15 protein-coding genes are annotated in these 12674 nt (G+C 60.2%); 6 read left to right on the forward strand and 9 right to left on the reverse strand.

What is annotated here, in order from left to right:
* Positions 1-360: hypothetical protein (locus AC1DNK_RS29635; RefSeq protein ID WP_477944788.1), on the forward strand; the 360-nt coding region annotated here is incomplete at its 5' end.
* A 35-nt stretch (positions 361-395) separates the two neighbouring features.
* Here the strand turns inward: AC1DNK_RS29635 and AC1DNK_RS29640 are convergent.
* The 6 genes from AC1DNK_RS29640 to AC1DNK_RS29665 form a co-directional block, all read right to left on the reverse strand.
* Positions 396-647 carry a hypothetical protein gene (locus AC1DNK_RS29640; RefSeq protein WP_477944790.1) on the reverse strand — a complete coding sequence of 84 codons (252 nt, stop codon included), beginning with the start codon at positions 645-647 and terminating at the stop codon, positions 396-398.
* Positions 644-1213, reverse strand: coding sequence for a recombinase family protein (locus AC1DNK_RS29645; protein WP_477944791.1), 570 nt, complete (start codon positions 1211-1213; stop codon positions 644-646). Before AC1DNK_RS29645 ends, AC1DNK_RS29640 begins: the two co-directional genes overlap by 4 nt.
* A gap of 102 nt (positions 1214-1315) precedes the next feature.
* Complete coding sequence (gene chrA / locus AC1DNK_RS29650) at positions 1316-2545, reverse strand: chromate efflux transporter (RefSeq protein ID WP_477944810.1); 1230 nt, start codon at positions 2543-2545, stop codon at positions 1316-1318.
* The gene (locus AC1DNK_RS29655) at positions 2520-2834 is read right to left on the reverse strand and encodes a PadR family transcriptional regulator (protein ID WP_477944792.1); all 315 of its coding nucleotides are present in this window, start codon (positions 2832-2834) and stop codon (positions 2520-2522) included. The genes chrA and AC1DNK_RS29655 overlap by 26 nt, the downstream gene beginning before the upstream one ends.
* Positions 2835-3070: 236 nt before the next feature.
* Positions 3071-3289, reverse strand: coding sequence for a hypothetical protein (locus AC1DNK_RS29660; protein ID WP_477944793.1), 219 nt, complete (start codon positions 3287-3289; stop codon positions 3071-3073).
* Entirely contained in the window at positions 3286-5517 is a 2232-nt protein-coding gene (locus AC1DNK_RS29665) for a type IV secretory system conjugative DNA transfer family protein (RefSeq protein ID WP_477944795.1), read from the reverse strand. Before AC1DNK_RS29665 ends, AC1DNK_RS29660 begins: the two co-directional genes overlap by 4 nt.
* Before the next feature lie 110 nt (positions 5518-5627).
* On the opposite strand from AC1DNK_RS29665, the gene AC1DNK_RS29670 reads away from it, so the two are divergent.
* The 3 genes from AC1DNK_RS29670 to AC1DNK_RS29680 all read left to right on the forward strand — a co-directional run bounded on the left by AC1DNK_RS29670 (position 5628) and on the right by AC1DNK_RS29680 (position 8177).
* The gene (locus tag AC1DNK_RS29670) at positions 5628-6143 is read left to right on the forward strand and encodes a hypothetical protein (RefSeq protein WP_477944797.1); all 516 of its coding nucleotides are present in this window, start codon (positions 5628-5630) and stop codon (positions 6141-6143) included.
* A gap of 344 nt (positions 6144-6487) precedes the next feature.
* Entirely contained in the window at positions 6488-6832 is a 345-nt protein-coding gene (locus AC1DNK_RS29675) for a plasmid mobilization protein (RefSeq protein ID WP_477944798.1), read from the forward strand.
* Positions 6813-8177: a relaxase/mobilization nuclease domain-containing protein gene (locus tag AC1DNK_RS29680; RefSeq protein WP_477944800.1), complete on the forward strand. Its 1365-nt coding sequence runs from the start codon at positions 6813-6815 to the stop codon at positions 8175-8177. Before AC1DNK_RS29675 ends, AC1DNK_RS29680 begins: the two co-directional genes overlap by 20 nt.
* On the opposite strand, the gene AC1DNK_RS29685 is transcribed toward AC1DNK_RS29680, so the two are convergent.
* From AC1DNK_RS29685 to AC1DNK_RS29695, 3 genes are all read right to left on the reverse strand, one after another.
* Positions 8174-8692 (reverse strand): hypothetical protein, encoded by a 519-nt coding sequence (locus AC1DNK_RS29685; RefSeq protein ID WP_477944801.1) that lies wholly within the window; start codon positions 8690-8692, stop codon positions 8174-8176. The two genes, AC1DNK_RS29680 and AC1DNK_RS29685, sit on opposite strands and share 4 nt — an antisense overlap.
* Before the next feature lie 11 nt (positions 8693-8703).
* Positions 8704-9516, reverse strand: coding sequence for a RepB family plasmid replication initiator protein (locus AC1DNK_RS29690; protein ID WP_477944803.1), 813 nt, complete (start codon positions 9514-9516; stop codon positions 8704-8706).
* A gap of 266 nt (positions 9517-9782) precedes the next feature.
* The gene (locus tag AC1DNK_RS29695) at positions 9783-10031 is read right to left on the reverse strand and encodes a hypothetical protein (RefSeq protein ID WP_477944804.1); all 249 of its coding nucleotides are present in this window, start codon (positions 10029-10031) and stop codon (positions 9783-9785) included.
* A gap of 326 nt (positions 10032-10357) precedes the next feature.
* Here AC1DNK_RS29695 and AC1DNK_RS29700 point away from each other — a divergent pair, with 326 nt between their 5' ends.
* Both AC1DNK_RS29700 and AC1DNK_RS29705 read left to right on the forward strand, forming a co-directional pair.
* Positions 10358-11314, forward strand: a complete 957-nt coding sequence (locus AC1DNK_RS29700) for a XamI family restriction endonuclease (RefSeq protein WP_477944806.1) — start codon at positions 10358-10360, stop codon at positions 11312-11314.
* On the forward strand, positions 11311-12674 hold a 1364-nt coding region (locus tag AC1DNK_RS29705; protein ID WP_477944808.1), incomplete at its 3' end, for an Eco57I restriction-modification methylase domain-containing protein. The genes AC1DNK_RS29700 and AC1DNK_RS29705, both read left to right, overlap by 4 nt.

Here is a 12674-nt window from a genome sequence, read left to right on the forward strand (position 1 = left end):
CGCCCGCCCTCGCCCATTGTTTGCACCTACATGGGCCGTGGCGATACGAAGACGGAGCGTCCTTTCCGCTTCATCCTAAATCAGTCGCGGGCCACCGTCGCCAACGTCTATCTCGCCATGTATCCGACGCCGGTTTTGGCAAGTGCCCTAGCCAAAGACCCCGCGCTGATCCGACCCGTATGGGAAGCCCTGAATCGCATCACCCCCGAGCAGCTTTTAGGGGAAGGCCGAGTCTACGGCGGCGGATTGCACAAGCTTGAGCCGAAGGAACTGGCGAACGTGCCGGTCCCTGAAATTGCTTCCCTTCTGCCCGACTTCCCTGTGCGCCAAGCCGAAATGTTTTTCGAGGCTGCGGAATAGACGCGAGCGATACGGCATGGAACTAAGCCGTCGCCCTAGCGGGGCGGGCTCGCAGCCGCAATCATCCGAGTGACATCGGTGAAGGGGAAAACTCGCTCAATCTCCTGTTCCCAAAAATACGCCAGCCAGGCGTTCGGATCATCGGGACCGAACCCATGGTCAATCTGCGCAATTTGCTTCGCATCCATACCGAGGACGTAAAACAGAAAATGAAACTGTTCCTCCCAGGCGTCCGCGTCGCCCACCGTAAACAGATTTTTGCGCGGCGTCGGCGTGGGGTCCATCATGCGGCCGTTTCCTGAGAATTCAACGCTCGCCGCAGCGTCGCTACGTTGACGCTGAGCAGCGCGGCCACGTCGGCACGGGACTGTCCGCTACCGATCATCTCAACCGCCTGCCCCAACTGATAGGGCGTCAACTTCCGGGGGCGGCCAACCTTAACGCCCCGGCGTTTCGCTGCCGCCATGCCCGCCTTTGTGCGTTCCCGGATCAGCTCCCGCTCGAATTCGGCCAGTGTTGCCATGATGCCGAAGATCATCCGGCCTTCCGGCCGCGTCGTGTCCACTTGCGCGCCCTGCCCAGTAAGTACTTTCAGGCCGACCCCGCGCGTCTTCAAATCTTCCACCAGGCCGACAAGATCAAGCAGCGACCGACCGAGCCGGTCGAGCTTCCAGACCACCAACACGTCGCCCTCATGGCAGCGTGCTAGGGCGTCCGTCAGGCCCTTGCGGCCGTTCAGGACGCCCGACGCCTTATCCTCATGGACATAGGCGCAGCCGTCAGCCTCAAGTGCCTGCCGTTGCAGATCGAGATTTTGTTCGTCGGTCGAGACGCGCGCATACCCTATTTTCATGGAGGGAATTTTGCACCACCTTTTTGCGCGGTTCCAGCCCCAATCAATTCAAGGGCTTAGTTATCCTCTGAAAAGCGCGCAAAATGGTTCCTTTTTGCGCGGTCACGCGAATTGCAGCGCAATGCCCGCGAGCGCCAGCAGGATCGCCACGCTCCAGGGCGGTATTTTCCAGACCGTTAGCAGAACGAAGCCCACGAGCGCCGCCGAGAAATCGCGCGGGTTCAAGATCGCGCTCGTCCATACCGGGCTGTAAAGCGCCGAGGCGAGAATGCCGACAACGGCCGCGTTCGTTCCGCGCATGGCCGCTTGCACCATCGGGCGGGTGCGGAAGGCATCCCAGAAGGGAAGCGCGCCCGTGACCAGCAGCAGGCCAGGCAGGAAGATCGATACAAGGCAGATGACCGCGCCTGCCACCCCGTTTGGCCACGGCTTCATGGCCGCGCCAAGATAGGCTGCGAAGGTGAACAGCGGCCCCGGGACCGCCTGTGCCGCCCCGTATCCGGCCAAAAACCCGTCAGAGCTGATCCAGCCCGGCCGGACCACGGCCGCTTGCAGCAGCGGCAGGACCACATGGCCGCCGCCGAACACGAGCGCCCCGGAGCGGTAGAACGCATCGATCAGCGCTACGCCGTGCGCGCCTGTGGCGGAGGCCGCCAGCGGCAGGCCCGCCAGCAGCGCGAAAAAGGCCGTCAGCGCGATCACACCGGCCCGCCGCGACACTGGAAAGGCCAAGTGGCCGGGCGGCGTTGCGACCGTGTTCCGGCACAGCCACAGGCCCACCAGCCCGCCAACGACAATCGCCACGATCTGCCCGGCCGATCCGGCGAGGAACACCACGATCAGGACCGCGACAAGCGCGATCCCCGCCCTTTGCCTGTCCGGCGCGAGCGTCCGCGCCATCCCCCATACGGCCTGCGCCACGACCGCCACGGCGACGATCTTGAGGCCATGGATCAGGCCCATGCCGACCGGCCCGCCGAAGGCCGCAGCGCCCGCCGCGAACAGGACCAGCAGCACAGCGGAGGGCAGCGTGAAGGCGCACCATGCCGCAAGCGCCCCGAGCGGCCCGCCGCGCAGCAACCCTAGCGCATAGCCGACCTGGCTGGATGCAGGGCCGGGGAGGAACTGGCAGAGCGCTACGAGATCGGCAAAGCCCGCCTCGTCGATCCATTTGCGCCGCACCACCAACTCGTCCCGGAAATAGCCGAGATGGGCAATCGGGCCGCCGAACGACGTGAGTCCGAGTTTCAGGAAGGCGCTGAAGACTTCACCCGGAAAATATCGGCGGGGGCTTGCGGCAGCTTTATCAGGGGCGGCCGTGATAGGGGGCAACTTCACGCACCAGCTCCCGAATTTTTTCCTGCGCCATACGCAACGCTTCGATGCCATAGGGCGTGGCCCGGTAGATTCGGCGTTGCGAGCGGCCTGCCCGCTCCGTGCGCGAGGTCAGATAGCCCTTGCGTTCGAGCGCGTGCAGCATCGGGTAAAGCGTGCCGGGGCTGATCTTGTAGCCATGCCGCGCCAGCTCCTCGATCATCCAGTTGCCATACAGGTCGCCTTGCGCCGCATGGTGCAGGACGTGGAGCCGGATAAATCCCGAAAGAAGTTCCTGATGTTCCATACCTCACGCTGTAATGCCTCATAATCGAATCACGATAACGATATTCGATTATATAGGATCGTTGTTAGGCTCACAACGTCCGCCCACAGGGTGTCGGTAGGATTAGCCGCATTGGTTATGCAGCTCAGGTTTGAATGGACAGACGCCCGCAGGGTGTCGGGAGCAAGCGGAATTGGGCGGGCTTCCAGTGGACGCCTGCCCCGCGTCGCGGACGGGGTTGCTGTCCGTTCTGTGATCTAAAACGGTAATGGGTCTTCCGACTCTGGGGCTGTTGCTTCTTTATCGGCCCTGGCCAGTTCGGCCTTCATGTCCTGGTCTAGTCGGTCGATTGCGCTCCGCAGCAGCATGGCCGCGAACGCCTCCACATCGTCATAGGATGCAAAGGCGGCGAGCGTTTCCAGCTTTTCGCCGTACACCGCGCCCAGATCGAGCGTGTAGAAATATTCTGCTGTCATCGGCCTAAATCCTGTTCTGGCTTTTTCGGCCGCGCCTTGCGCGTGCGCTTTTTAGGTTCGAGTTTTTGCAGCTCTGCATTTAGCGCCGCGTCCGCAGGATCAGGCCCCTGCCCTTGCAGCTCGTTCCACAAGGAATCGAAATCTGGTCGCGGCCTTTCTGGCTTTGCCGGTTCGGGCGCGGGGTCAGAGTCGACCACCATCACCGGCGGTTCGGGGTCCGGCGCCGGCGCCTCTTTCCCGGTGAGCTTCGCCCAGAAGGCTTTCCAGCCGTGGCGCTCGATCTCATCAAAGATCGTTTCCCAATCAATCCTCACCCTGCCCTTCTGATACGGGTTCGGCTGATATTCAGAAGGCTTGAATTGCTGCCAGTACGGCGTGCGCTGCATGATCGCAGTGCCGCCGCCTTCGTAGAACACGAGGGCGCGGTTGGTGTCGCGCGCGCTTTCGCGGGACAGTTCCGCCGCCGTCCGCAACCAGGTTGCGCCTTGCGGCACCCACTCGACTTTTCCCCCTCTGCTCACTTTCCGCCAGGCCATATGGTGGCCCAGGCGTTCGGAGAAATATCGCGCTGTCGATTGGTCGTTCATGGCGAAGACCTGAATTTGCCCGGCGTTCGCAACGAACACCTCCCAATTGTCGCCGTACGGCCGGAGCTGCGTCAGGTTCTGGATGATTGGCCAGATGCGCACCCCACTGCCCGCCAGCACGCCCGCCGCCTCCTCCACGATCTTCAGCGGCCCGAGCGCCGGAAATTCATCCATGATGAACAGCATGGGGTGTTCCGCCTTCACGCTCGCCCCGGCCGCGTGCATGGCGACCGTGATGAACAGGCGCAGAAAGCGGCTATGGATTTGCATGTATCGAGGCGGAATGACGAGATAGAGCGACGCCTTGCGTTGCTTCAGGCTCGCCAGGTCGAAATCGGACGCTTCGAGCGCCTTCCGCATGGCGAGACTATCAATCCATTTCACATGCACGCGCAGCGTCAGCAGAACGTCGCTTGCGGAGGTGTTCGAGCCTTTCAGCATTGACACCGCAGCGGCCGTCAAGCCCGCGATCCCTTCCTGCCCGGCCAGGTCTGTCAGCTTTCGGCCGTTCGTCTCCGTCACATAGTCTCGCACCGTGCCAAGGTGCCTTTCGTTGTCGCGCAGTTGGGGCCAGGCCAGAACATGCGCGATGATTCCGGATAGAAGACCGTGCGCGGCATTATCCCAAAACGGATTGCCATGATCCGAGCGGACAATCAGCGCGTCGGCCAGGTTATTGATTTGCTCGACCACATCGATGTCGTTCCGACCTATCGCGTCGAGCGGGTTCAACCGTTGCGCCGGATAGTCGGCGGGATCGAGGCCGAGCGCCTTCATCACTCCGAACGGATCGATGATGTGAATATCCTGCCCCATCTGTCGCCGGGCCAGGGCAGTCACGGCCGCGTTTTCCCCCTTTGGATCGATCACCAGGACCGAGCCAGGGTAAACCAGCAGGTTCGGAATGATGCAGGAAGCCCCCTTCCCTGCCCGCGTGGTTGCGATCGTCAGCAAGTGCCGATCGTCAGTCTTCCCGAGCCGTTGACCGGGCTCATACAGCGACGTGCCGAGGATCACCTGTCCCGGCTTCCAGGGCATCAGCCATTCGTCCAGAAGGCCGTCGATTCCGGCCGACCCCCCTAGCCCGGTTTTGACCGCCTTCCATATTGCCCGGAACGGCCGCGTGACGGTGGAGACGACCGGCTTTGAATCCTGTGCGAACCGCAATAGGCCGCTGATCGCACCTCCGAATATCATCAGACGCAGAACAGGACCGAGCGATTGAGCAAACAGTCGTTCGAACCAACCTCTTCCGTTTAGGTCAGCGCGTGGGTCCACAAACGGAACGAACGCATTCAACGGATGCATTGCCATATCGACTAGCCAAAAGGTTGGAAGGCCGACCTGATGGAATGCAAAAAACACGGCTATCACGGGCGGGATCAGCAGGAACAGCAAAGCCCCCTTCCCCACCAGCCAACGCATCGGAGTGGTCGCCCACAGGCCGCCGCCCACGAGTGTCAGCGCAGCTAGGGCCGATCCAAGGACCGCGTTGACGATCAGCCAGGCAAGAACAAAGCCGATCACAGGCCCAAGCCAAGGATAGGCCCACCATCCGAAGTATAGTGTCAGAAACCAGCCGAGCGGGACGCCTGCGAACCCGGCAAACAGAAGACCCAACCCTGTAAATATCAGTCCCAACGCGCGCCTCGGCCCGGAAAGCAGGCCTCCACCATAAATTCCGGAGGATAATTTTAATAGTACCCTTTTCGCATCATGGGTGTTGCATGATATGGTTTCACGAACACCACATGAAACGAATCGCAACCCCCATGACACAGACCAGATTTACGCTTGGAGAGGCCGCGCGGGAAACGGGAGTTTCCAAGGCGACCCTGTCCAGAGACATAAAAAGTGGAAAGATTTCAGCCGATAAGCGACCGGATGGTAGCTATCAGATCGACGCTTCCGAACTGTTCCGAGTTTATAGCCGTGTTTCAGAGGAACAGCGTGCAACGGGTTCCAGTGGAACGGTAAGGAACGATTCGCAACCCGGTGAAACACCCAATGAAACCCGGCTCTTACAGGCCGAAGTTAATAGGCTTCGTGAAGTGGCTGCGACCTTGAGCATGGAGCGGGACCGCGAACGTGCCCAGTTCTCCGATCAGATCGAGGATTTACGCCGCCGCCTGGACGGTGAAACCGAGGAACGGCGCGTTTTGACCAGGATATTGACCGATCAGCGCACACAGCCGCCAGAACCCCCTACAGCGCAGCCTACGGACGACCGGGGGTTCTTTGCACGGCTATTCGGTAAGACCGGATAACCCGTTCCGCCTGGTGTGCCGTACAGGTGCGGGCAGGGGTTCCGCAACCTGTCTTCCTATCGATCCAAACCGTAGCGAAACGACCCATTGCTGGCCGTTTTCTGCGGTTTTTTTATCTTAAGTCCGGTGGTGTTTCACCCCGGTTGCGGATTGTTTCATACCCCGTTCCAAGGCAGTTCCATGGAGGGGTTGCAGCCCGGTTATGGAAATCTTAAGTTTTCATAGCGACAATCGAAGTTAGGCGGGTAGCCAGATGTGTTTTTGTTTCACAAAAACTCTGGCCAGGAGGAGGGGAGACCCCTCCCTGGTGGACCCACCCCAAAGAACGGCGGCGGACGTGGATCATGGGACGGCCCAAGAAGGCGTTTGACGAGGTGCGCGGCAGACCTATCGGCGTCAGGCTTACGGACGCCGAACGGGTGCGCCTGGAAGAACTGGCCGCAGCCTACGGGATGACCGTTGCCGACTTCATGCGGCATCGATCCCTTGGCTATCGGTTGCCCCCGACCCAGGCCGCCGAACAGGTGCGGGCCAGACTGGCGACCGCATTGATGCGGATCGGGGTCAACCTCAACCAGCTCGCCCGCCGCGCCAATGTCGGACGCGCGCCCTCGGATGCCGTCCTTGCCGATTTGGCTGCCCGTATCAACGCCCACCTGGATCAGCTTTATGATCCCCGCCCTGACTGACCTCGGCACCAGCTTTAAGGGAGCCGCCGCCTATTACCTCCACGACAAGCGGGAGGAGGGCGAGGCGGAACGGCTTACGGCCGGACGCGTGGCCTGGACCGAAACCGTCAATCTTGCCACTGACGACCCGGAACGGGCTTGGCGCATGATGGCCGACACTGCCATGTCGCAGGCCGAGCTAAAGGCGGCGGCCGGGGTGAAGGCGACTGGCCGGAAAATGACCGCCGGGCCGGTGCTGGCCTATTCGCTGTCATGGCATCCCGAGGAGCGTCCGACGCGCGAGGAGCAGCTTGAAGCTGCCCGCGCCAGTCTGGTCGCCTTGGGGCTGGAAGGCCACCAGGCCCTTATCGTCGCCCACAATGACGAGCCGCACGCCCATGTTCATATCATGGTCAACCGGGTGAATCCGGAAAACGGTATCGCGGACCCGCTCAGCAATTCCAAGCGCAAGCTGTCCGCCTGGGCGCTGGCCTACGACCGGGGCAGGGGGAAAAACTACTGCCCCGCGCGCGAAGAAAACGCCGAGCGCCGCCGCCAGGGCGAGAAGGTGGACGCCGCCCGGAAGCCGCGCGCGCAGTTCGAGGCCGAACGCGACACTAGCAACGACAACCTCAAATATGAGTTTGTCAGGACCGAGCAGCGCCAAAAGGACGCTCAGCTCTACGACATGCAGCGCACCATGCGGGAAGCCCACGCGCGGCAATGGGCCGAGCTGAAACGCACCTATGACAATGTGAAACAGCGTCTCCGGACGAACGTCCGCGTTCAGAAGGACCGCAAGGCGGACGAAATCAAGGAAGCCGCCAAACCGCGTTGGCGCGAGCTGTTCAAGATGCAGCGCGATGAAGGCCGCCGCTTTGAGGCCAGGGAGCGGAGCGGTCTGTTGCGCGTCGTCTCCATGCTGATGACCTATTCAACGCTACGCCGGGAAAATCCAAATCTGGATACCTTGACGCTTTTCTGGTCGATGTTCTCAGCATCGCAGCGCCGCGCGACATTCGACCGTCAGCAGGAGGTGCAGCGCCGCCAGTTCGCCAAGCAGATCCGCGACGAGATCAACACCGCACAGAATCGCATCGAGGAGGGGGCTGCCCAGGACTTCGCCCGCCTACGCCATCAATACGGCCAGCAGGGCGATCAGCTCAGGGCGACGCAGGATCAGCAGTGGAAAGACGTGCGCCGCGCATGGCAGAAGCGAAACGCCGAGCGTCGGCAGGCTTATGAACCGTTCAACAGCCGTGCGCAGCGAATGCGCCAGGGCCAGCGACAGGGCAGGGGAGGTCGCTCGATCCATAGCGACGAGCAGCACCAGCCGCAGCGGCCATCCGGGCCGCGGCCGTCTTAGTTGTCGTCGCGTCGGTTTCGTTCACGTCCGCGACCACCGCCGACCGGGAAGCCTTGTTCATGGCGTGCGGCGTCCTCACTGATCCGTTTCAGCGCCGCGCGGTCTTCGTCGATCTTAGATTTTGACGGCGACGAGCTTTTGCCGTGCCGTGCGCAGGCATCAGTTTTGCCAGGGTCCGAAACGCAGACGCAATAGACCGCATCCGACAGGCGCAGCTCTGGCCCTTCATCGAATAGCCAGGTTGTCGGCCGTGCCGCAGGTTCGTCCTCGAGGCGGCCGACGGTTACGTGTTGCGTCCGGCCATCAGGGTCCGGTCGCTCGATCAGCACTTCGTCAGGTGCCAATTCGAAATGGCTGTGCGCCAGGTGGATTGCGAAGCGATCCAGCTTGCCGTGCCTGGCAAGCACCGCCTGGATTTCGTGAAGACACGCCACATCGCCCCCATCCAGTGGCGGGGCTTCGTGGAGCGGCGGCAGCGCCGACCATTGCATGGGACGGATCACCAGTTCGGGCATGACGGGAACCCCTAGAAAACTTTTTCGACCTTGCCACTCATCCGAGCCATGCGACCGACACGGGGCCTGCGCAGCTCATCCAAGGCGTTTTTCCATTCGTCCGGAGTCTTCTTTTCCCAGCGGATAACGAAGCCTCTCAACCGGCCGCGTACCATGCCGCCGTCGCGCACCGGATCGACTTCCACTTTGAAATCGGAGAGGCCATTCACTTCCGCCACAGCAGGATCAACTACCCGCTGTTTGAGTTGCGGAAAGCCTGGATATTTCCCATCCTCTATGCCGAGCAAGGCGCGGAATTCTTCGACCGTGAAACGTTGCTCGTTCACGCGGAGATTTCCCCGCAGACAGACCGCCTCGTACATCGCAAGCGCATATTTTGAGCTGAAGGCGAACATGACGTGCGCCTTGATCCGCCCCCAATAGCGCGAGTCCTGGATGATCCGACGCAGCCCCTTCGGAAAGCTGTAGATCAGCACCGCGTTCGGGCTGTCCTCATCGATCATCCGCGTTGTTTCGCCCAGGAGCTGCGTTGAGAAGACGGCCGCCTGTCCTTCCAGGCTAACAGGCACTTCAACGAGCGTCGTCATAAGCGTCTTCACGCTATCTGCGACACGCTCGCCTCCCCTGTGCCTGGGGCCGCGCAGCCGGTTGATTGCGATGCGATGCGTAGTGTCTTCCCCAATTTGCGACCAGGCGTTTTCGATCAGCAGATTGAAAATGCGCCTATCCTGCAGAGACAGCTCGGCCCCCGCGCGAATGTCGATCAATTCGCCTGGTTTTACGAAGCCGTCGAGGCTGGCCTTTTGTTGAATCGCTAAGCTCATCCTTTCGAGTTTCAGACATAACGTAACACTGGTCAACCCGTTATGTTACGCACGAAAAGAGGCCCCCGATTTGTTATGATGAGGGTCCGGCAGTGCGGTCGCCCTGTGGATAACCTCGCTTCCCTGGCCCCCCAATTCGTTATGATATGCCCCCCAGACCGTTATGATCTAACCCCCCGAATCGTTACGATAGGCCCCCAATCCGTTATGATCGAGGATAAAAAAGCGAGTAAATACAAAGCTTAGAAGCCCCTGAATCTTTGAACTTAAAAAAAAGAAATTAGAAAAGAGATCGACAGGGCCTGTGGATAACTTACAGGGCCACAGAGAACGCCCATCTGAACACATAAGCGGAATCGGCTTTCAGCCGATGCTTTGTTTTCCATCCCGACCGCCAGCTTACCGCCGTGCTCACTACGGGCAAAAGGTGGGTCCTCGCCATGCTCGCTGCGCTGCGCGTGGCTCTGGTCCCGGCTTCGCCGCTTTTGCCCTTCGCTGCGCGCGTCGGTGCGCATGAGGTATCGGGACGGGGAACATTCGGTTCCGCCCTTCGGGCGGTCGATCCCGCCTCCGGCGCGGATCGAACAGGGAACAGCTAGGTTGGGGAAGAAAGCGACGGCGACCTTGACCCTGGCGTCGACATGTCGACATGATGAACTATGGCAAAAGCATCGAGTCGACTCAGAGATAAGTCCGTCCGTCAAATCGTCGGATTCAGCCTTTCACCGGCACAAGCTTCCGCCGTGAAGGTAGAAGCGGCGCGACGGAGTATCAGTCTCAAAAAGCTTTTCGAAGAAATGTGGGCGCTATACCAAAACCAGAGCAAGAAAACCGAGTGATAATGCCCGTAAATCTCGACAAGCCCCAAAATTGGAAAGCCGACATCGCTAATTCAGTCGATATGTATAACGACTGGTTTATGAACTTCGCACCGAAGGCATTCCGCGAAACGCGCATCGAAACGACGAAGACCGTCGAAGCGACGCTGCATGCCACCGAAAACATGACAAACATTAAGCCGGTGATCTTGCGGAAGCACCCGGAAGTTCTGTCGACGCTGCGCATGTCGACCTGTCCGCCCATTGCTGTTGACCGACTTATCGGCCTTTCGGGGGTGTCTCCCAGTCTCGTTAAGACGATGGAGCTGACAAGGAAACTCCCGCCGCGCATGGGAGCTGCCGCGATGGACGCTGATCTCGTAAAGATCGGCACCATCATTGAAAAATTGGCCGACCCAGATATTTTCGTGTGGCTGGGCCGCGAGGCCCAAGCGACCGAGCCAGAGATTCACCGCGCAGCCACCATTATCGCAGATAGGCTTTGTGGAGCTGTGGCCAATCCGATCATTCGTAATGCGCAGGAAAAACGACAGCTTGCCGCGATCAAGGCATGGCTTGAGGCGAAGCAGTATCGTCAGGTTGCGGTCGGCACCAAATTCGACGCCATGCCTCCCGGAACTTTCAGCTTTCGCATGAATGTGCCGGTGAAGCTGGAAGGCGGAGTGCAAACGATCAATATTCCAGTGGATGCGGTGATTAAGCCGCTTGGTTCCGATCCGAAGGAACTACCTATCTTTATCGAAGCTAAATCGGCCGGTGACTTCACCAACACTAACAAACGTCGCAAGGAAGAGGCTGTGAAAATGGCGCAGCTTCGCAGCAATTACGGCGGACAGGTGCGTTTCAACCTGTTTTTGTGCGGTTATTTTGACAGCGGCTATCTCGGCTATGAAGCCGCCGAGGGCATTGATTGGGTTTGGGAACATCGCATCGACGATCTCGCGGAGTTCGGCATATGACCAGGTCCATAGACCTTGCCGCCCGGGAAACGGCCCGCCTCGCCCTGCAAGGGGAGCTTGACCGCGAAAAGACTCCGCTCGAACGTAACAAGCTAGGGCAGTTTGCCACGCCGACCGCTCTAGCCGAGGACATTCTTGGCTATGCTAGGAGCCTCTTGCCTGCCGACGCCGCCGTGCAGTTTCTCGATCCGGCCATTGGGACGGGATCATTTTATTCCGCACTTCTGAAAACCTTTCCGGCTGCACGTATCCGCGAAGCTCAGGGTTTCGAGATCGACCCACATTACGGCATTCCGGCCGCCAAGCTTTGGGCCGACACGCCTTTGTCGATGACCTTATCTGACTTCACCCAGGAAGACGCCGATCCGCGCTTCAATCTCCTAATCTGCAACCCGCCCTATGTCCGACACCACCACATGCCGAACGGCGAAAAGGGGCGTTTGCAACTACGGACGCAGCTAGCATGCGGAACGCGCATCGCTGGGCTTGCCGGGCTGTATTGCTACTTCATGGGCCTGGCGCAAGCTTGGCTCGCGCCAGGCGCTATTTCTGGCTGGCTCATCCCGAGCGAGTTCATGGACGTAAATTACGGCCAGGCCGTAAAACGCTACTTATTGGACCGCGTGACGCTGCTGCATATTCACCGTTTCGACCCGAGCGACGTGCAGTTTGCCGACGCGTTGGTATCGTCAGCCGTTGTGTGGTTCCGCAACGAGCCACCGCCCGCCGGTCATGCTGTGGAGTTCACGTTCGGCGGCACGATGGCCGCGCCGAAAATCTCAAAGATGGTCCCGGCTGTCTCGCTGGCGCAGGAGGCAAAATGGACTCGGTTCCCCAACGCGAACGTGCGGGCTAAATCAACTTTGCCGACCGTTTCCGACTTTTTCAAAATCAAGCGCGGCCTCGCCACCGGCGACAATGGCTATTTCATTTTGAGTGCCGAAGAGATCGAGGCGCGCGGCCTGCCGCTTGAATGCTTCCGACCTATTCTGCCCAGCCCGCGCTATGTGAAGACCGATGAGATTGAGGCCGACTCCGAGGGGCTTCCCCGCTTGGAGCGTCGCCTGTTTCTCCTGGACCCCGGTTTGCCTGAACAGGAAATTGCGCGACGCTATCCCTCCCTTTTGGCCTATCTTGAAGAGGGGAAGGCGAGGGGGCTTCACGAGCGTTATCTGTGCAGCCACCGCACTCTTTGGTATGCGCAGGAAAACCGCCCGCCCTCGCCCATTGTTTGCACCTACATGGGCCGTGGCGATACGAAGACGGAGCGTCCTTTCCGCTTCATCCTAAATCAGTCGCGGGCCACCGTCGCCAACGTCTATCTCGCCATGTATCCGACGCCGGTTTTGGCAAGTGCCCT

This window comes from Rhizobium sp. 01N424, from assembly GCF_056399485.1.